The sequence below is a fragment of the Microcella indica genome (genome assembly GCF_013414345.1).
Taxonomy (GTDB): domain Bacteria; phylum Actinomycetota; class Actinomycetes; order Actinomycetales; family Microbacteriaceae; genus Microcella; species Microcella indica.
Window position 1 is genome coordinate 2,396,126 of the sequence record NZ_CP058670.1, and the last position, 19,671, is coordinate 2,415,796.

Annotated in this window: 17 protein-coding genes, 3 tRNA genes and 1 pseudogene; 8 read left to right on the forward strand and 13 right to left on the reverse strand. The window is 66.4% G+C overall.

Features of this window, described 5'->3' with window-relative positions:
• Positions 1-6: 6 nt before the first annotated feature.
• The 8 genes from HUJ41_RS11670 to tilS all read right to left on the reverse strand — a co-directional run bounded on the left by HUJ41_RS11670 (position 7) and on the right by tilS (position 6,694).
• Positions 7-471 carry a DUF3180 family protein gene (locus tag HUJ41_RS11670; RefSeq protein ID WP_179872680.1) on the reverse strand — a complete coding sequence of 155 codons (465 nt, stop codon included), beginning with the start codon at positions 469-471 and terminating at the stop codon, positions 7-9.
• Positions 468-1,025, reverse strand: a complete 558-nt coding sequence (gene folK / locus HUJ41_RS11675; RefSeq protein ID WP_179872681.1) for a 2-amino-4-hydroxy-6-hydroxymethyldihydropteridine diphosphokinase — start codon at positions 1,023-1,025, stop codon at positions 468-470. Before folK ends, HUJ41_RS11670 begins: the two co-directional genes overlap by 4 nt.
• On the reverse strand, positions 1,022-1,396 hold the full coding sequence (folB, locus tag HUJ41_RS11680; RefSeq protein ID WP_179872682.1) for a dihydroneopterin aldolase: 375 nt from the start codon (positions 1,394-1,396) through the stop codon (positions 1,022-1,024). Before folB ends, folK begins: the two co-directional genes overlap by 4 nt.
• On the reverse strand, positions 1,393-2,295 hold the full coding sequence (gene folP, locus HUJ41_RS11685; protein ID WP_179872683.1) for a dihydropteroate synthase: 903 nt from the start codon (positions 2,293-2,295) through the stop codon (positions 1,393-1,395). The genes folB and folP overlap by 4 nt, the downstream gene beginning before the upstream one ends.
• Positions 2,292-2,876: a GTP cyclohydrolase I gene (gene folE, locus HUJ41_RS11690; RefSeq protein ID WP_152584041.1), complete on the reverse strand. Its 585-nt coding sequence runs from the start codon at positions 2,874-2,876 to the stop codon at positions 2,292-2,294. Before folE ends, folP begins: the two co-directional genes overlap by 4 nt.
• A gap of 9 nt (positions 2,877-2,885) precedes the next feature.
• Positions 2,886-4,943, reverse strand: a complete 2,058-nt coding sequence (ftsH, locus tag HUJ41_RS11695; RefSeq protein WP_179872684.1) for an ATP-dependent zinc metalloprotease FtsH — start codon at positions 4,941-4,943, stop codon at positions 2,886-2,888.
• A gap of 123 nt (positions 4,944-5,066) precedes the next feature.
• Positions 5,067-5,624, reverse strand: a complete 558-nt coding sequence (hpt, locus tag HUJ41_RS11700) for a hypoxanthine phosphoribosyltransferase (RefSeq protein WP_179872685.1) — start codon at positions 5,622-5,624, stop codon at positions 5,067-5,069.
• A 29-nt stretch (positions 5,625-5,653) separates the two neighbouring features.
• Complete coding sequence (gene tilS, locus HUJ41_RS11705; RefSeq protein WP_179872686.1) at positions 5,654-6,694, reverse strand: tRNA lysidine(34) synthetase TilS; 1,041 nt, start codon at positions 6,692-6,694, stop codon at positions 5,654-5,656.
• Positions 6,695-6,772: 78 nt separating this feature from the next.
• On the opposite strand from tilS, the gene HUJ41_RS11710 reads away from it, so the two are divergent.
• A complete protein-coding gene (locus tag HUJ41_RS11710) occupies positions 6,773-7,267 on the forward strand; it encodes an inorganic diphosphatase (protein WP_179872687.1) in 495 nt (164 codons plus the stop codon).
• 137 nt (positions 7,268-7,404) lie between these two features.
• On the opposite strand, the gene HUJ41_RS11715 is transcribed toward HUJ41_RS11710, so the two are convergent.
• A complete protein-coding gene (locus HUJ41_RS11715; protein WP_179872688.1) occupies positions 7,405-8,745 on the reverse strand; it encodes a C40 family peptidase in 1,341 nt (446 codons plus the stop codon).
• A gap of 9 nt (positions 8,746-8,754) precedes the next feature.
• On the reverse strand, positions 8,755-10,065 hold the full coding sequence (locus tag HUJ41_RS11720) for a M23 family metallopeptidase (protein WP_179872689.1): 1,311 nt from the start codon (positions 10,063-10,065) through the stop codon (positions 8,755-8,757).
• 368 nt (positions 10,066-10,433) lie between these two features.
• Between HUJ41_RS11720 and HUJ41_RS11725 the strand changes: the two genes are divergently transcribed.
• The 3 genes from HUJ41_RS11725 to HUJ41_RS11735 all read left to right on the forward strand — a co-directional run bounded on the left by HUJ41_RS11725 (position 10,434) and on the right by HUJ41_RS11735 (position 10,760).
• A tRNA-Glu gene (locus HUJ41_RS11725) sits at positions 10,434-10,506 on the forward strand.
• Between the two features lie 29 nt (positions 10,507-10,535).
• A tRNA-Asp gene (locus tag HUJ41_RS11730) sits at positions 10,536-10,609 on the forward strand.
• Positions 10,610-10,684: 75 nt separating this feature from the next.
• Positions 10,685-10,760 (forward strand) — tRNA-Phe (locus HUJ41_RS11735).
• Positions 10,761-11,070: 310 nt separating this feature from the next.
• On the opposite strand, the gene HUJ41_RS12955 is transcribed toward HUJ41_RS11735, so the two are convergent.
• Positions 11,071-11,256 (reverse strand): phosphoribosyltransferase-like protein, encoded by a 186-nt coding sequence (locus HUJ41_RS12955; RefSeq protein ID WP_431356469.1) that lies wholly within the window; start codon positions 11,254-11,256, stop codon positions 11,071-11,073.
• Positions 11,257-11,380: 124 nt separating this feature from the next.
• Here HUJ41_RS12955 and HUJ41_RS12875 point away from each other — a divergent pair.
• Positions 11,381-12,678: pseudogene (locus HUJ41_RS12875) on the forward strand (ISL3 family transposase).
• Here HUJ41_RS12875 and HUJ41_RS11745 read toward each other — a convergent pair.
• Positions 12,656-15,169, reverse strand: coding sequence for an HD domain-containing protein (locus tag HUJ41_RS11745; RefSeq protein WP_348531835.1), 2,514 nt, complete (start codon positions 15,167-15,169; stop codon positions 12,656-12,658). The pseudogene HUJ41_RS12875 and the gene HUJ41_RS11745 sit on opposite strands and share 23 nt — an antisense overlap.
• An 8-nt stretch (positions 15,170-15,177) precedes the next feature.
• Positions 15,178-15,612 (reverse strand): hypothetical protein, encoded by a 435-nt coding sequence (locus tag HUJ41_RS11750; RefSeq protein WP_179872691.1) that lies wholly within the window; start codon positions 15,610-15,612, stop codon positions 15,178-15,180.
• Between the two features lie 231 nt (positions 15,613-15,843).
• On the opposite strand from HUJ41_RS11750, the gene HUJ41_RS12960 reads away from it, so the two are divergent.
• The 3 genes from HUJ41_RS12960 to HUJ41_RS11765 all read left to right on the forward strand — a co-directional run bounded on the left by HUJ41_RS12960 (position 15,844) and on the right by HUJ41_RS11765 (position 19,632).
• Positions 15,844-16,119 carry a helix-turn-helix domain-containing protein gene (locus tag HUJ41_RS12960; RefSeq protein ID WP_179872692.1) on the forward strand — a complete coding sequence of 92 codons (276 nt, stop codon included), beginning with the start codon at positions 15,844-15,846 and terminating at the stop codon, positions 16,117-16,119.
• Positions 16,120-16,325: 206 nt separating this feature from the next.
• Entirely contained in the window at positions 16,326-16,721 is a 396-nt protein-coding gene (locus HUJ41_RS11760; protein ID WP_179872693.1) for a (deoxy)nucleoside triphosphate pyrophosphohydrolase, read from the forward strand.
• Positions 16,714-19,632: a DUF3427 domain-containing protein gene (locus tag HUJ41_RS11765; protein WP_179872694.1), complete on the forward strand. Its 2,919-nt coding sequence runs from the start codon at positions 16,714-16,716 to the stop codon at positions 19,630-19,632. Before HUJ41_RS11760 ends, HUJ41_RS11765 begins: the two co-directional genes overlap by 8 nt.
• Positions 19,633-19,671 lie beyond the last annotated feature (39 nt).

Below are 19,671 nucleotides of genomic sequence, written 5' to 3' on the forward strand. Positions count from 1 at the left end.
GTGCGCTCAGGTCGAAGACGCGGCGGCCTCGTCGAGCTCATCGTCCTGCGGCGGCAGCGAGCAGAGGTGCTCGGCCACGAGTGCGACGACCACGAGGATCACCGCCGCCACGAGCGTAGCCCCCGACGCCAGCGTCGAGCCTAACGGCACGACCGCACGGCTGAGCAGGTAGGCGAGGATGCCCGCGGCGGCTCCCGCAAGGATCGCCGCGGAGAGCGCACTCGCCTTCGCGAGCACGACCACGCGCGTGGCGTAGAACGGGTCGATGCGCTTCTCGCCCCGAGCTGCCGCGCGCACGGGCCACGCGAGCAGGAGGAGCACGGCCGCGATGAGGACGAGTGCGAGCGCGAGGGAGAGCGGAGGCACGACGACGGCCAAGCCTTGTGCCGCGAGCACCGTGTTGAGAAGAAAGCCGAGCACGAGCCCGAGTGCAGCGAGGGCTAGGAGCGGCAGTGGGCGCGTGCGCGTCACGGCCGGGCCCCACTGGCGGCGGTCACGCGGGCCAGGAGATCGGCGACCGCTCCCTTGCCCGGCAGGACGGCGTCGGGGCGCACCTCGAGCCACGGGCGCAGCACGAAGTCGCGCTCGTGCGCTCGGGGGTGGGGCAGCGTGAGCGCCGGAGTATCGAGGCGCGCGTCACCGTGCACGATGAGGTCGAGGTCGAGCGTGCGGTCGCCCCAGCGCGGCGCTGCTGCCGAGCGGTCGCGACCGTGCGCGAGCTCGAGCCGGCGCAGCTCGTGCAGCAGAGCGTGCGGTGCCAGGCGCGTGCGCAGCACGGCGACGCCGTTGAGGTACGGAGGCTTCTCGGGGTCGAGGCCCTCGGGCGTGAGGGCGACCGAGTCGTGCCAGCGCGAGGCGACGACGAGCGCGGTGTCGGGCAGCCCGTCGAGCTCGGCGACGGCGGTGTCGAGCGTGGCGGCGCGATCGCCGAGGTTCGCGCCGAGCGCGACGACGGCCTCGACCGTCTCCGCGTCCTCCTCACCCTCGCCATCGTCGCCGACGTCGCGCGCAGCGTCGACCCTCACGGTCGACCCCGCGTGATCGTGACGGCCACGTCGTCGAACGGCACCGGGATGGGCGCGTGCGGCTTGTGGACGGTCACGACGACCTCGTGCACCGCGACGTGCTCGAGCACGAGCGCGGCGATGCGCTCGGCGAGCGTCTCGATGAGGTCGACGGGGTCGCGCTCGATCGCGGCGACGATCGCCTCGGCCAGCTCGCCGTAGTGCACGGTGTCGGCGACGTCGTCACTCGCGGCAGCCCGTGCGAGGTCGAGAGTGAGCGCCACGTCGACGACGAACTCCTGCCCGTCGCGGCGCTCGTCGGCGAGCACGCCGTGGTGGCCGCGAGCACGCACCCCCGTGAGCGTGATGGTGTCGCGCGCTGCGCCGCTCATGCCGGCACCTCGCTGCGCGCCGGCTCCGCCGACGACGCCGACGACGCCGCCGCGCCCGCACCCCGCCACGCGGAGCGCGTCGCGAGCGCGAGCACGGTCGAGCGGGCGTCGTGCACGCGCACGGCTGCGGCGCCGCCCTCGGCGGCGAGCACGCTCACGACGGCGGTCGGCAGGTCGCGCTCCTCGACGTCGTGGTCGGGCGGCAGCAGCTCGCCGAGGAACCTCTTGCGCGAGGCGCCCACAAGCACGCGGCAGCCAAGGTCTGCCAGTGCGGGCAGCGCGCGCAGGAGCGCCCAGGAGTCGTCGTGCCGCTTGGCGAAGCCGAGCCCCGGGTCGAGCCAGAGCCGCTCGGCCGGGATGCCGGCCGCGAGCGCGGCCTCGAGCCGCGATTGCAGCTCGTTGCGCACCTCGGTGACGACGTCGCGGTAGTCGCTCACGGCATCCCAGACGGCGGCCGGGCCGCGCCAGTGCATCGCCACATAGTCGACGTCGAGCCCCGCGACGGTCTCGAGCATGGCCGGGTCGGCGAGGCCCCCGCTCACGTCGTTGACGGTCGCGGCGCCCGCCTCGACGCTCGCCGCGGCCGTGGAGGCGTGCATGGTGTCGATCGAGACGCGCAGTCCGTCGGCGGCGAGCGCCGCGATGACGGGCAGCACGCGGCTCTGCTCGACGGCGGGCGTCACAGGCTGCGACCCGGGGCGCGTCGATTCGCCCCCGACGTCGATCACGTGGGCGCCGTCGGCGGCGAGGCTGCGCGCGCGGTCGACGGCGCGCTGCGGGTCGAGGTACGCGCCGCCGTCGCTGAAGGAGTCGGGGGTGACATTGAGGATGCCCCACACCTCCGGTGCCGCGGGCAACGACTGCGCGCCGCTCGCGTCGTGCGCCGTCGCCGCGCTCATGCCGTGCCCCGCCCGAGGAGCGCCATCACCTCGGCGCGGCGTACGGGGTCGGCGAGGGCGCCGCGGGAGGCGACGGTGACGGTCGTGCTGCCGCTCTGCCGCGTGCCGCGGGCGGTCACGCAGCCGTGCTGGGCGTCGACGACGACGAGCACGCCGTGCGGCGCGAGGGCGCTCTCGAGCGTGGCGGCGACGTCCTCGCCGAGGCGCTCCTGCAGCTGCGGCCGGGAGGCCACCGTCTCGACGACGCGGGCGATGCTGCCGAGGCCGGTCAGGCGCTCGGCGGGCAGGTAGGCGACGTGCGCGACGCCCGTGAAAGGCAGCAGGTGGTGCTCGCACATGGAGCGCAGGGCGATGTCGCGCAGCAGCACGATCTCGCCGCGCTCACCCGGGTCTGACTGCAGTTCGACATCGTCGTGCAGGTGCGGTGCAGGGTCGACGCCGACGCCCGCGAAGAACTCGCCGTAGGACTCGGCGACGCGCTGCGGCGTGGTCGCGAGGCCCGGGCGCGAGGGGTCTTCTCCGATCGCGACGAGCAGTTCGGCGACCGCGGCCTCGATGCGGCGGGAGTCGATGGGCGGCACGACGGGAGCCTACTCGCGCCGCGGCGACTGCTCGGGGTCGCTCGACGCGGAACCCTCGCCCGCCCGAGCCGAGGCGTCGTGCGCCTGCGAGCGGGCCGACCCGGCTCCCGCGCCGACGGGCTCGCTGGCTCCCGTGTCGAGGTCCTCGATCGCGGGCTTGGCCGGCATCGGCACGGGCGGCAGGTCGGGCAGCGGGCGGTCCTCGCTCGAGAGCCACTGGGGGCGCTCGGGCAGCTTGTCCACGTCCTGGAAGATCTCGGCGAGCGCCACGTGGTCGAGGGTCTCCTTCTCGAGCAGCTCGGTCGCGAGCCGGTCGAGAATGTCGCGGTTGTCGTTGAGCACGCGCCAGGCCTCGTCGTGAGCCTGCTCGATGAGCGCGCGCACCTCCTGGTCGACCTTCTCGGCGAGCCGCTCCGAGTAGTCGCGCTGGTGGCCCATGTCGCGGCCGAGGAAGACCTCGCCGCTCGACTGGCCGAGCTTGATGGCGCCGACGGTCGCGCTCATGCCGTACTCGGTGACCATGCGGCGCGCGATGCTCGTGGCCTTCTCGATGTCGTTGGAGGCGCCCGTGGTGGGGTCGTGGAAGACGATCTCCTCGGCGACACGGCCGCCCATCGCGTAGGTGAGCTGGTCGAGCAGCTCATTGCGCGTGACCGAGTAGCGGTCGTCTAGCGGCAGCACCATCGTGTAGCCGAGGGCGCGGCCGCGCGGGAGGATCGTCACCTTCGTCACCGGGTCGGTGTTGCGCATGGCCGCGGCCGCGAGCGCGTGCCCGCCCTCGTGGTAGGCGGTGATGAGCTTCTCGTGGTCGCGCATGACGCGCGTGCGCCGCTGCGGCCCGGCCATCACGCGGTCGACGGCCTCGTCGAGTGTCACGTCGGTAAGCTGCTCGCCTCCCTGGCGCGCGGTGAGCAGTGCGGCCTCGTTGAGCACATTGGCGAGGTCGGCACCCGTGAAGCCCGGAGTCTTGCGGGCGAGGACGGCGAAGTCGACACCCTCGGCCATGGGCTTGCCCTTGGCGTGCACCTGCAGAATCTTCTCGCGGCCCTTCATGTCGGGCGCATCGACCTGAATCTGCCGGTCGAAGCGGCCGGGGCGCAGCAGCGCGGGGTCGAGGATGTCGGGGCGGTTGGTGGCCGCGATCATGATGACGTTCGTGTTGGGGTCGAAGCCGTCCATCTCGACGAGCATCTGGTTGAGGGTCTGCTCGCGCTCGTCGTGGCCGCCGCCCATGCCGGCGCCGCGGTGGCGGCCGACGGCGTCGATCTCGTCGACGAAGATGATGGCAGGCGAGTTCTCCTTGGCCTGCGTGAAGAGGTCGCGCACGCGGCTCGCGCCGACGCCGACGAACATCTCGACGAAGTCGGAGCCGGAGATCGAGTAGAACGGCACGCCCGCCTCGCCGGCGACGGAGCGCGCGAGGAGGGTCTTGCCGGTGCCGGGAGGGCCGTACAGCAGCACCCCCTTGGGAATGCGCGCCCCGACCGCCTGGAACTTGGTCGGGTCCTGCAGGAAGTCCTTGATCTCGTGCAGCTCCTCGATGGCCTCCTCGGCACCGGCGACGTCGTCGAAGGTGACCTGCGGGGCCTCCTTGTTGACGAGCTTCGCCTTCGACTTGCCGAACTGCATAACCCGACCGCCACCGCCCTGCAGGCGCGTGAGGATGAAGTAGAAGATGACGCCGATGATGAGGAACGGGATGATGAGCCCGAGGATGCTCACGAAGAAGTTCGTCTGCGGCACCTCGTCGTCGAACGACTCCAGGTCGGCGGCGTTGAGCGCCGCGATGACCTCGTCGCCGCGCGGCGTCACGTAGTAGAACTGCACTTGCGTGCCGAACTCCTCGGCCTGCTCGGTCTCGGCCTCGAGCACGAGGTCGACGCGCTGCTCGCCGTCGACGATCTTCGCCGAGACGACGGGGCCGCTCTCGAGCAGCTCGAGCCCCTCCTGCGTGCTGATGGGGCGGAAGCCGCCGAGGCCCGCGAGCAGGGTGAAGCCGATCCAGAGCACGATCGCTCCGGCGATGATGTAGAGGAAGGGCCCGCGGAGGAGTTTCTTAACGTTCATGGTGTGGGCGTGCGCCCGCGCCTTTCTGCCGGTGAGACGTCCCCACAGGCTACCCCGCGGCGCCTTCGCAGCCCCCCGATGTTCGCCCCGGGCGCACCGTCTGACGGGAGGCGACGCCGGTTTCTACTCGCCCTGGTAGACGTGCGGCGCGAGCACTCCGATGGCGCGCAGGTTGCGGTACTTCTCGGCGTAGTCGAGGCCGTAGCCGACGACGAAGGCGGGAGGGATCTCGAAGCCGACGTACTCGACCTCGACCTCGACCTTGGCGGCCTCGGGCTTGCGCAGCAGGGTGAGAATCTTCACGCTCTTCGCCCCGCGCGATTCGAGGTTGCCGCGCAACCAGGAGAGCGTGAGCCCCGAGTCGATGATGTCTTCGACGATGAGCACGTCGCGCCCGGCGATCTCGGTGTCGAGATCCTTGAGGATGCGCACGACGCCGCTCGACTGCGTGCTCGCGCCGTACGAGCTCACGGCCATCCAGTCCATCTCGACGTGGATGCGCAGCTCGCGCGCGAAGTCGGCCATGACCATGACGGCGCCCTTGAGCACGCCGACGAGCAGCGGCGGCTCGTCGGGGTAGTCGGCCTCGACCCGTCGCGCGAGCTCGGCGAGCTTGGCGTGGATCTCCTCCTCGGTGATGAGCACCTCGGTGAGGTCGGAGCGAATGTCCTCGACGTCCAAGAGTTCTCCTCGGTCCTGGTGGGCCTGTGCTAGTCAGACTGCGGGTCGGCCGGCGGCTCTGGCGCGCTCGAGCGGAACACGATGCGACCACCTTCGCGCTCCACCCTAATGCCGCTCAGGTGCACGGCGCCCTGCCCGTGCCAGTCGGTCGCGAGCCGCGCGATCTCGAGGGTCTGCGCGCGGCTGAGGGCGAGCCCGAACTCGGCGTCGGCGACGAGTCGGATGAGTCGGTGGCGCAGTGCGGGCGGGTTGGCGAGCAGCGCGGCGACGGGCAGCGAGCATCCCCCCTCCGCGAGGTCGACGAGCTCCTCCGCGATCTCGTCCACCATATGGTCGAGCGCGTCGGAGTCTTCGCGCGCGATCTCGGCGGTGCGGGCGAGGGCGTCGACGACGCCCGCATCCAGCTGGGATTCCATGAGGGGCAGGATGCTCGACCGCACCCGCACGCGCGCGAACGCCGCGTCGCCGTTGTGGGGGTCGTGCCACGGCTCGAGGCCCTGGTCGGTGCAGGCTGCGGCGAGCGTCGCGCGGCGCAGCCCGAGCAGGGGTCGGCGGTAGCGGCCGACGACGGGCGCCATGCCGGCGAGGCTCGCCGTGCCGCTGCCGCGCGCGAGCCCGAGCAGCACGGTCTCGGCCTGGTCGTCGCGCGAGTGGCCGAGCAGCACGGCAGCGGCCTGCAGCTCGTCGGCGATCGCGTCGAGCGCGGCGTAGCGCGCCGTGCGCGCCGCGGCTTCAGGGCCGCCCGCCGCGCCGACGTCGACCCGCCGCACGACGACGGGCTCGAGGCCGAGGGCGCGCGCCGCGTCGGCAGCCCGTTCGGCGACGGCGGCCGAGTCGCCCTGCAGGCCATGGTCGATGACTGCGGCACCTGCGCGCAGCCCCGCCCGGGGCGCCTCGAAGGCTGCGGCCGCGGCGAGCGCGAGCGAGTCGGGGCCCCCGCTGAGGGCCACGAGCACGAGCGAGCCCTCGGGCAGGCCGGCGAGGCTCTCGCGCACAGCACGGCGCGCGTCGGCGACCGCCGGGGTGAGGCGCGGTCGACGCTCGGGCGCCCCGGGCGGTGTGGTGGGCATCCACTAAGGTTAAGGCCGGCCTGGAGCACGACCGCCAGCAGATTTCTCGACTCTCTTCGCATCTTTCAAGGAGCACCCATGGGCGCCTACCCCGTCGTCATCGAAGTTCCCCGCGGCAGCCGGAACAAGTACGAGATCGACCACGAGACGGGCCGCGTCTTTCTCGACCGCGTGCTCTTCACGCCCTTCGTGTACCCGACCGACTACGGCTTCTTCGAGCACACGCTCGGCCTGGACGGCGACCCGGTGGACGCTCTCGTGCTGCTCGAGTTCCCGCTCTACCCGGGCGTGGGCCTCGACGTGCGCCCCGTGGGCGTCTTCAACATGACCGATGACGGCGGCAGCGACGCGAAGGTCGTGTGCGTGCCCGCGAAGGACCCTCGTTGGGCGCACATCCAGGACCTCGAGGATGTTCCCGAGCACACGCGCAAGGAGATCGAGTTCTTCTTCGAGAACTACAAGGCGCTCGAGCCCGGCAAGTGGGTCAAGACGGAGGGCTGGGGCTCTGCCGCCGACGCCGAGGCCGTCATCCAGGCCGGCATCGCGGCGTACGTCCCGCCCGCCGACCACTAGCCGGGCGCTGACGCCCGGCGCCGCAACTGTGCCCTTCAGTCGCAAGTGCGCGCGCTCGGGCGAGCACAGTTACCACTAGCGGGCACAGTCACGGCCCTGTGCCCGCACCTGGCACTCGGGCGCCCCGCGCGCCGGCCCTACGGGGTCGGCCGCGCGACGTACGGCACGCGGTCGTAGCTGCGCACGGCGACGATGCGCACCGTCTTGCCCGGGTACGGCGCCTCGATCATCTGGCCGCCGCCGATGTAGAGGGTCACGTGGTACTTCGACCCTGAGGTCGCCCCGCCGGTGGAGTAGAAGATGAGGTCGCCGGGCTGCGCCTGCGCGTAGGGCACGAGCCGGTCGCGCTGCGCCGCCGTCGAGTACTGCCGGGTCGCGGAGTGCCCGCCGATGGCGACGCCCGCGGCCGCGTAGGCCTGCATGGTGAGGCCCGAGCAGTCCCACACGTTCGGGCCGCGGCCGCCAAACTGGTACGGCTCGCCGACCTGTGCACTTGCGAAGGAGATCGCGGTCGCGACGGCCCCCGCGTTCGGGGCGGGCACCGAGGGCGGGTTCGGTGAGGACGGCTGGCTCGGCGACGGGCTGGGTGACGGGGGCGGGATGCTCGGGCTGGGCCCCGGTGCGGGCGGCGGGCTGCTCGGGCTCGGCGCGGGGCCGCTCGGCGGAGCGCTCGGGCTCGGGGCGGGGCCGCCGGGCGCAGGGCTGCCCGGCGCTGGGATGCCCGGCGCGGGCTCGTCGCCGCCGAGGCCGGCGAGGTAGTCCCGCTCGAGCTGCTCGCTGCGGCCGGTGAGGCTCGCGAGCTGCGCGGCGAGCTCGCCCATCATGGTCTGCTGCGCGGTGAGGCGTTGCTCGGCGCGGTCGGCGGCGGTGATCGCCTCGGCGAGTGAGTCGGCCGCCTCCGCAGCGAGGCGCTCCCGCTCGGCGAGGGCGAGCTCGGCCTGGGCGGTGAGCGCTTCTGCGGTGTTCTTGTCCTGCATCGCTCGCGCCATGACGGCCTGGCTGCGCGCGCCGACGGAGCTCATCGCGCCGAGCCGGTAGAGCAGGTCGTCGGCGTCGTCGGCGTCGCCCGTGAGCAGCGCCGTGGTGAGGTCGCCACTGCCGGATCGTGCGAGCTGAGCCGCGAGCTGAGCAGCGCGCGCTCCCGACTCGGCGGCTCGGTCGAGGGCGGCGTCGCGCCGCTGCTCGAGCCGGCCGGCGGCGGCTTCGGCCTGCTCGAGGGCGAGCTCGGCGAGGTGGTACTCCTCGCCGAGTAGCACGGCGCTGCGCGCCGCCTCGAGGTACGTCTGCTCGGCGGCTCGGGCGGCGTCTTCGATGCGCGCGATGGCGAGCTGGGTGGCCTGGACGTCGCCGCGCGCCTGCTCGACGTCGTCCCAGCTGGGCGGGGCGGGCGCCGCGGTGGCTGCGGTCACCCCGAGGGCAACGGTGAGAGCCGTCACGAGGGTGACGGCTGCGATACCGCGGCGCCCGGGGCGTCGCATCGTCAGCCGCTACCCAAGCTGAATCCCGATGTTGCTGAAGAACGTCACGGGGTTCTCCGTTACTCCATTACGGCGCACTTCGATGTGGGTGTGGCACCCCGTGGATGCGCCGGTCGAGCCGACCTTGGCGATGTTCTGGCCGACGACGATGGTCTGCCCCATCTGCACGAGGATGCCGCCGTTCTGAATGTGCGCGTAGGCGGTGGTGAGGCCGCCTCCGTGGTCGATGCGCACGAAGTTGCCGAACGTTCCGTTGGGGCCCGCGTAAGTGACGGTGCCGCTCGAGGCCGCGTACATGTTGGTGCCGCAGCCTGCGGCGATGTCGGTGCCGGTGTGGAGGCGCACGTATCCGTAGATGGGGTGGACGCGGTAGCCGTAGTGGGAGGTGATCCACCCGTTGACAGGGTTGGCCCAGCCGTTGACGATCTGACCGGCGTCGAGGCTGCCGCCCGCGCCGTACTGCGCCTCGATGCCGGCCTGGTAGTCCTCCTCGGTGGCTTCGCGGTTCTCGATGAGCACGGCGAGCTGCGCTTCCAGGCGCGCCTGGTTCTCCTGCTGCGCGAAGAGAGCGTCCTGCGCCTCCTGCGCGGCGGCCTGCGCGGTCTCGAAGGCGGCCTGGGCTTCGAGGCGCAGTTCGTCGCGAATCTCCTTGGCGACGTTCGCCTGGTCGGTGAGGGCCTGGGCGGCGTTCTTGTCCTGCAGGGCTGCGGCGTAGATGCCTTCGGCCTGCTGCGTGATCTTGCTGGCGAATCCGAGACGCGAGAGCAGAGCATCCGCCTGCCCCGGATTGGTGAGGAGGGAGGCGGAGAGGTCGCCGCCGCCGCTGCGCGAGAGCTCGGCGACGAACTGCCCGGCGCGCAGGCGCGACTCCTCGGCGCTCGCCTGGGCCTCGTCGGCCTGGGCCTGCAGCTGGTCGGCGGTGTAGGCGGCCTCGTCGAATGCGGTCTGAGCCTCGAAGTAAGCGGCGCCGGCCTCTTCGGCGATGACCTGCGTGCGCTCGACCTCGGCGGTGATGGCGGCGATCGCGGCACGAATCTGCTTGACCTGCGTCTGCGCGGCGGCGACGCTGCGGCGCGCGTCGAGCACGTCGTCCCACGAGGGGTAGTCGACGGCGTAGGCGGGGCGCTCGGTCGCGGCGACGACGCCGCTGACGAGCATGACGATGGTGGCGAGGCCGCCGACGGCGGAGAGAAGGCGACGACGCAGGGATGCTCGGCGCGGGCGCGCTGCCGGCAGCGGTGCACTGGCACGCGGTGTCGCAGGGTGCTGGTCGTCGCACGGTACGGCGCTGGTCAGCGTCGTACCGTGCGACGACCTCATTGCTGCTCCCCCCGAGCCCCGTGCTGTTTCGCTTCGTGCACTCCTGTGGCTGTCCCCGTGCCGTGGTGTACCGCGCATGTTCTCGAACCCATTCCGGTGTACGTGCGTTATGTCACATCTTCCACACGAACACCATTGACCACACTACCAACGGTTTGCGCGCATGCCTAGAGGTGCGACGGCGTGCGCGGTGAGCGCACCGTCGCCGGCGCGCCCTGCGTTCCTGGTGCGACGCTAACCGGGGCTGCCCCGCGCGGCGGGGAGGCCGGGCGGATCGGCGGCGAATAGGCCCCTGCCGCGCGTTTGGCATTTGCGGCATCCGACCCGTATGCTTGTGCCTCGGTTGCTGCAGAGTTCCTTCCGGTCACGGCCCCATCGTTTAGCGGCCTAGGACACCGCCCTTTCACGGCGGCAGCACGGGTTCGAATCCCGTTGGGGTCACTCAGCTACCGACACAACTGAATACGCAAGGCCCTGTAGCGCAGTTGGTTAGCGCGCCGCCCTGTCACGGCGGAGGTCGCCGGTTCAAGTCCGGTCAGGGTCGCGGTGAGAGCCTCGCTGAAGTACCGAGCATGTGGGTACGAGGTGGGGCTTTTTCGCTAGGGTCATGTACCCGCACGGCTCTGTAGCTCAGTTGGTAGAGCGCACGACTGAAAATCGTGAGGTCACGGGATCGACGCCCGTCGGAGCCACCACTGCATCACCTGGCATCGAAATGCGCAACACGCTCAGAGCGTCGGTTTACCTCTCAACTAGGCGCCGAGGAGCTGGGGAGCATCAATTTCGCCTGCACCCTGGCGGGCCCCTTGTGGCGCGAGACGGACTTCATTTCCGACAGCAGATCGTGGCCAAGCGCACGCAATGAGCCTGGTCCGACGATGAAGTCGCAAAGTGGCAACACACGTGTTCTCGAGCTCAACAGCCATATAGACACGAATCATCAGCCACGTTGAAGCCGGGACGGCTTGCTCAGGGCGAGCGACCCGGTCCTGGCTGATTGTTTGGCTACAACTTTTTTCGACGGGCGAAGAGTGGCCGCCACTCGGCATCGTTCACGAGTCCGCTGCCCCACAGAGCGGTCAGTGTCATCGTCGGCGTGTTGAATGAAGAAATCACGAGGAATCCCTCATTTCCATAGCCGAGCGCTCGCTCTTGAGAGTGCTCGCTGTCACTGGTTAAGGCGAGTCCCACCCCACGGCAATATGGCTCTTCGCAGTTGAGGGGGTAGGTCGGTAGCGCGTCGGGGTCTGGAGACAGGGTCGAGGTCTTCCAGGATGGAAGTTCTTCAGGCTCACCATCCGAGAAAGACCTCGACGTGCTCAACGCTACCTTCGACCCCGCCGATCTGACTGTCTTCTGCCGTCTCGAGGAGCTCGGACTCGTGGTCGCCGGGCAGCGGATCGAGGCACATCGGGCGGTGTTGGAGTGCCGGATCGTGGAGCCGGACCAGTGGTGCCGGTGGTGCGGGGCGGAGGGTGTCTCGCGCGGCACCGAGGCGAGACGGCTCGCGCATGTCCCGTTCGGCGAGCGGCCGACGACGTTGCTGGTGCGGGTGCGCCGCTACCGGTGCTCGGGATGCGGCAGGTCGTGGCGGCAGGACAGCACCGCGGCGGCTGAGCCGAGGTCGAAGCTGTCCCGTGGAGCGCTCACCTGGGCGCTCACCGCGCTCGTCGTGGACCATCTCACGATCAGCCGAGTCGCAGCTCGGCTCGGGGTGTCCTGGCACACGGCCAACAGTGCTGTTTTGGAGGAAGGCCGTCGGAGGCTGATCGGCGATCCGGCCCGCTTCGATGGGGTCACCGTGATCGGTGTCGATGAACACGTCTGGCGGCACACGAGGTTCGGGGACCGCTACGTGACCGTGGTCATCGACCTCCCCGGTGCGTGACGGGACGGGTCCGGCGCGGCTGCTGGACATGGTCGAGGGCCGATCGAAGCCGGTGTTCAAGACCTGGCTCGAGCAGCAGTCCCCGGCGTTCCGGGCCGGGATCGAGGTGGTCGCGATGGATGGGTTCACCGGCTTCAAGACCGCCGCCGCCGAAGCCCTCCCCGACGCGATCGAGGTGATGGACCCGTTCCACGTCGTCCAGCTCGCCGGCGACGCCCTCGACCGCACCCGGCAACGCGTCCAACAGCACCCTCGGCCACCGCGGCCACGCCGGCGATCCGCTCTATGGTGTTCGCCGCGCCCTGCACACCGGGGAAGCGTTCCTCACCGACCGACAGCGCGCCCGCATCGAGGCGGTGTTCGCCATCGACGAGCATGTCGAGGTCGAGACCACCTGGGCCGTCTACCAGAGCATCGTCGCCGCCTACCGGCACCCCGACCGAGCCGCCGGGCGCCGAGCCCTGCAAGCGGTGATCGACTCGCTGCGTCACGGCGTTCCCGAAGTCCTCGTCGAGCTGGGCAAGCTCGGCCGCACCCTGCATCGCCGCGCCGGCGACGTGCTGGCCTATTTCGACCTGCCCGGCACCTCGAACGGTCCAACCGAGGCGATCAACGGCCGACTCGAACACCTCCGCGGCAGTGCGCTCGGCTTCCGCAACCTCAGCAACTACATCGCCCGCAGCCTGCTCGAAAGCGGCGGATTCAGACCCCACCTACCCGCTTGATTGCGAAGAGCCGGCAATATTCGATGAACTCATCCAGTTCGGTGACTCCATCCAGCTGGGAAACCCGAGGAAGGTCCGAGTCGCTCACAAGCGTAAATGTCGTCACGTCCATCCCAAGAGAAGTGAGCTCGACATTGATGCGCTCTAGACCACTGCGTCGCCCAGCGGCTGCGACGATCGCAATCTTCTTGCCACTCGCGAGCCTTTCCTGTAGCTCGGGGGCGATCGGGTGACGAGCTTCGCCAAGTCCCTCAGCATCCTCACCTCCAAAGTACGACCTGAAGATACTGATAATCGATGACCCTCTGCCAACGATGTCATCGATGAACACGATCGGCTTGTCGTCGAGAACGGCCTGATGGAGAGGCGCAGGTTCGGAGCCATGTCTCCGGCCCGCGTCCCCTGCGAAGTACGTGTGAAGTGCAGATCCATCCTTTGGATCCCCAATCGGCACGAGCCCGGCCCCTGCGAATTCCGGGTTCTCGGAGAAAAACCGTTCAAGGGTCTGGTTAATTCGCTGACGATCAAGCACTAGAACGCTCTCGACTACCGCTAACGCCGCCGCCTGATACTTCTCCGGAAACTGAGCAACCCAATTCTGGATTCTCGTCGGATTCATAATTCCTGTCTCGACTTTGCCGGCTGCGTCGGCCCGGCTTGGTCCCATGTATCCGGCCAGCGCCTTCGCTGAGTCTTCGATTCTCTTCTTCGCACCTGCAGTCAAGAGAAAATCAGACACTGGGCGCAAGTCTGCTGGGTAGTCGTCATATAGTCCGGCAGCCACCAACCGCTTGTGTAGCTCGCGGATAGGTTCGTTGTCGATCTTGGCGTACGAGCGCATCCGCTCGGGAATCATGATCCGGCGCGAGGTTCTTAGTACTACTTGCGTCGCTAGATGCACGAAGGCCGCAATCTCGCGCGGCGCGAATACGAACCCCACATCGCGCGTGTTGATGTAAGCGTCGGCCCACCCTCGCGTCTCTGCGCTGACTTGCCCAAGGGTCACCAGTTCACGTTCGTCATCAATAATGTATGCGCGACTCTGATCGGTCATGGAGTCGTCGGTGAAGATCTTCGGCGGATCAAACTGAATGTAGTGGTGGAGCATATCTGGGGATGACGGCAAAGCCAGCCCGGGCTCAACTTTGGATACCCAATCTGCAACAAGACCTGCAACTTGCTTCGCGAGTTGCACACGCCCGGCCAACTTGTCGGCATCGCGGATCAGCTCTTCGATGCCCTCTCGTTGCTGCTTCTCATCTCTGTATGCGTCAAAAGGCATCTTCTGGGCGAACGCGAACGACCGCACAAACAAGTCGCGCGTGCGAAATCGGTTTACGATATCGGCCGCGACGGTGAGTTCGGCCGACGGGGCGTCATTGGCTGCGGCCAGAACTTCCAGATCCGAAAGCGTAAGTCCGAGAAATCGATCGTCGTGGATCATCAACGGCATGATCGTCGAAGCCTTCGAAATCGCTGACTTGGCCGTGTCCGTGAAGGCTCGAAGCATGCTCTCTGCTGCGCGCACCTTGTGGTGGCGATAGATCTTGTCGTGCATCAGGCTTCGGCTCAGTGCTACCTCATGAAGTGTGCTAGCCCCGGATCGTGCGATCGCTACGATCTTGTGGGTGCCGCCACTGTCTTGAAGTACGTCCATGAGCTCTTGGGGCAGCCGATCAGTTCGAACCTCGAGCACACGTGCCTTTTGGGTGAGACGAGTGACATCGGTTACCACCGGCACCCCTGACATCATCGCGTCTCGCGTCATGTAGTCGAGCTTGTCGCAGTCGAACGGCCCGCTGATCATCTCGTGAATCAGTGGATATGACTGGTCATCGGACCTTCCCACGATGCAGTTGGCTATGCGTCTAGCGATATCTGTCGGCACAGCCTCCCCAGCAAGTCGAAACGCTTGGTCGAAAAGCTCGCTGACCGCCGGCGAGAGCAGCATGTAGTGCGCAGCAATTTCAGAGAGCTGCGGGTCACCATCGCTGCCAATTGTCTCGGTGAACTCGAGTATCAGTGTTGTGATGTCGCGGTCATGCTTGAGCGCGTTCTCGACAGCATGAGACATAAGGCCGTGGCCGACATCATGACAAAGGCCTGCCATACGCAATGTTTTCGCCCAGTCGTCATCTATGCGTCCGAAGTCGGCACCGTCTTCATGCCGGTTGATCGACTCGGTCAACACAGACACCTGCTGACATGTGCCTAGACTGTGCTCGAGTCGCGTGTGATTCGTGCCTGGATACACATAGTGAGCGACGCCGAGTTGACGGATCCTACGAAGACGCTGGAGCAGTGGGCTGTCAAGCACAACGACTTCCGCTGGGGAGAGGGAGATCGTTCCCCAAACGGGATCGTTGAACTCCTTGCCGCTGGCCGATCGACCGGCGCGAGTTGACAGTCCCTTGATGTAGTCGCCTAGGAGTTCATCACACCACGAGTTGATCTCTTGGACATACCTTGCCAGGATCTCACCCAAGGACACCTACCAGATCATGAGTACGCGGGATATGACGCCAGGAATTTCGCAGCAGATGCGCGGTAGAGATCTGGCGTTCCTGGAAGCTTACTCAGGTACGGCTCGGCATCCGACCTTGAAAGCTTGAGTCGCATGTCAACGTACTCGGGATTGTCCAGGCTGATGAGGTCACGCTGTACTGCCCGAGTAAGGGCGTCGCGAACCGCAGGCGAGTCTCCGTACACACGATTCACTCTCAACGCGAACCTAGGCTCGACGTTTGCCGACGCGGCAAGCTCCCTAAATATCTCGAACGCGGTCACCACAGCTTCGTAGAACACCCGGCCCCGGATGTTGACGACTGACACTCCAATCTCTGCAAGCGCTGCAACGAGACCGGTGGTGAAGTCATCAACGGAGGCTTCCTCGACGTCGTTGGCTGAAGCGGGGTTGTCAAGTACTGATCGCACGGTATCCTCCGAGCCGGCCCAGAGGCCGAGCAAAACATCAAGAGTTTATATCAGCATCGATCGATGGCTGTTTGGACGCACCGCCCTGCAGTCCGGGGTGACGAAGCGTTCCAGAAGTTTCATTCTGGGGTTGTTCTGATTCAACTCGGAGCGTCATCTGACACTCATACTACGCGCAAACCGTAGCTTGCTGCTATTTTTTTAGCGCTAAATTATTGCTATGTTGTCGCGATGCCTGGTCGCCGCTCAAGAGAGAACAGTGAGTGGCGCGACGAGTCGATCAAGATAGCCCAAACTCTGAGGCAGGCACGGAAAGGTCGGGGCCTCACACAGGAGGATCTAGCCGTGCAATCGGGCGTCAAGCTCTCTTCTCTGCGGGCTATAGAGGACGGCCGAGTGACTGAACCTGGCATCTTCAAGGTGGTCCTCCTCGCAAAGGCTCTCTCTATCGACCTGAATGATCTACTGAGGAATGTGCACCCTCCTCACTCACGGCTAGACGCCTGAGCGATCGTGGCAACATCTAGCGTGAGTTAACGCGACTCAGGGCCTCAACGAGTCGTCGCCAAAGGTGTCGTGCGGCTATGAACGGCGCGCCGGCCGGGACAACTCGAGGGTCAACTAGTTATTGGCGAACATGAGCGTCCTCCACCGTGAAACGCGATGTCACTCCTATCGTCGAGACTGAGACACGCGACGACGAAAGTGAGCTCATGAAGAAGCACTTCACCGTGGTCGGCGCCGTGATTGTTCGCGACGAGCTCGTGTACTGCGCTCGTCGCGGGCTCAACGGAACCTTGCCGGGCTTGTGGGAGTTTCCTGGTGGAAAAGTTGAGGCCGGTGAGTCCTTTGAACAAGCCTTGGTCCGAGAGATCGATGAGGAGCTGGGCTGCGACATCTCCATCATCGAGCCTGTCGAGACAACCACGCACGAGTACGACTTCGCCGTCATCACTCTCGCCACCTACTTGTGCGAGCTGGTGTCAGGAGAGCCACGGTCCAATGAGCACGCTGAAGAGACTTGGCTGCCGATGGGAGAACTACAGAAACTGGATTGGGCTCCTGCCGACATACCTGCGGTAGAGACGTTGCGAGCCCGAGGTGCCTGAGGACCCCACCGAGTTCTGGAGATCCCCACTCGGCCGAGAAACCGAATTCGGATACCTGCTTGAGTCCTCACTCATCCCGCACAACCTCAACCCTGAAGTTGTTCTCAACAACGAGAACTCATCGGTCTTGCGCGTTCTGCGTCGAGAACTAAAGCAGGCCGAACGGTTCCTCTTCTCCGTGGCCTTCGTCACCCCGAGAGCGCTCGCGCTGCTCAAGCAGGAGCTGGTGGACTTCGACGGCACAGGAACGATCGTGACCTCTGACTACTTGGGCTTCAACACTCCCGGTGTGTTCAAGGAGCTCAAGGCGCTTGAGAAGATCGGGGTCTCGGCACGCATCCACAAGAGCGCCGCGTTCCACGCAAAGGGCTACATCTTCCACCGTCCGGATCGCTCTATCGCGCTGTTCGGAAGCGCAAACCTCACGGAGTCAGCGCTGGTTGCCAACCTGGAGTGGAACATCAAGGTCTCTGGCCTGCCGCAGAGCAACCTCTCTCGCCAGCTGGAGGCATTGGAGATCGAGCAGCTGCAGAACTCTCTTGACCTGTCGAGCGACTGGATTGAGGAGTACGCGGCGCGTCCCAGACCGACCACCGTCTGGAAGGCCCGCGAGGCACCTCCATCGAACGAAACCACGCCACCGCTCGCGCTTGAGCCGCACTTCACCCCGAACGCCATGCAACGCGAAGCGCTCGCCGCAATCGAAAAGATGCGTAGCAAGGGAGCTCGCCGCGTCCTCGTGATTTCCGCAACCGGCACCGGCAAGACTGCCCTCGCGGCATTCCATGTTGGCCTCGTCGATCCGCCACGCTTCCTCTTCATCGTTCATCGTGAGCAGATCCTGGATCGAGCGATCGAAGAGTTTCGAACGATTCTGGGTCTCGACGACAAAGATGTCGGCAAGCTCGCGGGCGGAACGAAAGAATCCGGCAAGCGTTTCGTCTTCGCGACGATTCAGAGCCTCTCTCAGCCCGACGTCTTGAACCACGTGCGGCCGGATGAGTTCGCCTACGTGGTCGTCGATGAGTCGCACCACATCGGGGCTCCGACGTACCGGCGGGTGATGGACCACCTCACGCCGGAGTTCACCATCGGGCTCACCGCGACGCCGGAACGCTCAGACGAGTCCGACGTCTTCGAGCTCTTCGACTACAACGTCGCCTACGAGATCCGCCTTCAAGCGGCACTCGAGGCCGACATGTTGGCGCCCTTCCACTACTACGGCATTGCAGATGTCGAGTTCGAAGACGGCACGACAACGGATGACGCCACCAGCGTTGAACGGCTGACATCACGACTGCGTGCGGAACACATCGTGAAGAATCTGGAGCTCTACGGGCAGGTCGGAACCCCTCCGAAGGGGCTGATCTTCTGCAGCCGGGTCGAGGAAGCTCGCGAACTTTCGTCCCAACTGAACGAGCTCACCCTTCACGGCCGGCCACTCAAGACCGTGGCACTTTCCGGGATGGACTCTGTCGAGAGCCGACTGGAAATCGTTACCCAACTCGACCGAGGAGAGATCGACTACATCCTCACAGTTGACATCTTCAACGAGGGCGTGGACATCCCTTCGGTCAATCAGGTCGTCATGCTGCGACAGACGAAGTCCGCCATCGTCTTCGTTCAGCAGCTGGGTCGAGGACTACGGAAACACTCGGTGAAGGAATACACGGTCGTCATTGACTTCATCGGCAACTACGCCAATAACTACCTGATACCGATCGCGCTGTTCGGGGATCACTCCCAAGACAAGGAGTCGTTGCGCCGGAGACTCATCGAGGCAGAAGAACGCGGAGTGCTCGCGAACATCTCCAGTATCCGCTTCGACAAGATTGCTCAGAAGCGAGTTCTCGATTCGGTGGCGGTAACAAAGCTCAACAGCGCTGCTCTCTTGAAGCCGGCGATTGAAGCGATGCGATCACGACTCGGCCGAACTCCGCGACTCATGGACTTTGCCGAATCAGACTCCACTGATCCGGTGGTGCTCGCGACAAGCTATCGCCACTTCCCGGAACTACTGAGAAGAACGCTCAAGCTAGAGAACTCGATCACGAGCCGCCAGGGGAAATCACTGGACTTCCTCGGGAACGAAGTGCTCGCGGCCAAGAGACCGGCGGAAGCGGAAATCCTCTTACAGCTCCTAGGCGGCACACCCGTATCTCTGTTGGACCTCGAAACGGCCATCGCGGATCCGGAACAGGAGTCGGATCGCAGCCTGACCCTCAGCGCCCTTCGTACCCTCACCTTCGAGTTCCTCACCGAAGCCGAAGGAACACGCTACGGAGACCCACTCGTTCGTGAAGACGCAGGCGGAATGTACCGCTTGAGCGACGAGTTCCGAGAGGCGATCGCCACAAGTCAAGACTTCGCGAACGAAGTCAACGACCTGCTCTGGACTGCCCTCTCGGTCATCCCTCGAAAGTACGGCGGCTCCGCACCATTCGCGATTGGCCGTCAGTACTCGCGGAAGGACGCTTCCCGACTTCTCCGCTGGCGGTCGAACATGCAAGGCACGATCTTCGGTTACAAGGTCGACTCGGCCACGAAAACGTGCCCCATCTTCATCACCTACCACAAGGCCGATGACGTGATCGCGAGCACCCAATACGAGGATGAGCTGCTAGATACAAGGACGCTCACGTGGTTCACGCGAAGTCGCCGCACGCTAGAGAGCGCAGAGGTCAAGGCCATCGTGAACAACGCGGTGACGATCGACGTCTTCGCCAAGAAGGACGACAGCGATGGGACTGACTTCTTCTATCTCGGCCGAGCACGAGCTGACCAGCACTTCCAGACCGACATGCTCGACAAGGACGGAAAGCCGATCCCCGTAGTGCGGGTCACCCTCCGGTTCGACGAGCCGATTCCGCAAGGAATCTTCGACTACTTTCAGCCGACCATTACGGAGTAACGCACTAGCGCTGCAATACGCCAGCAGGTCTACCCTGGG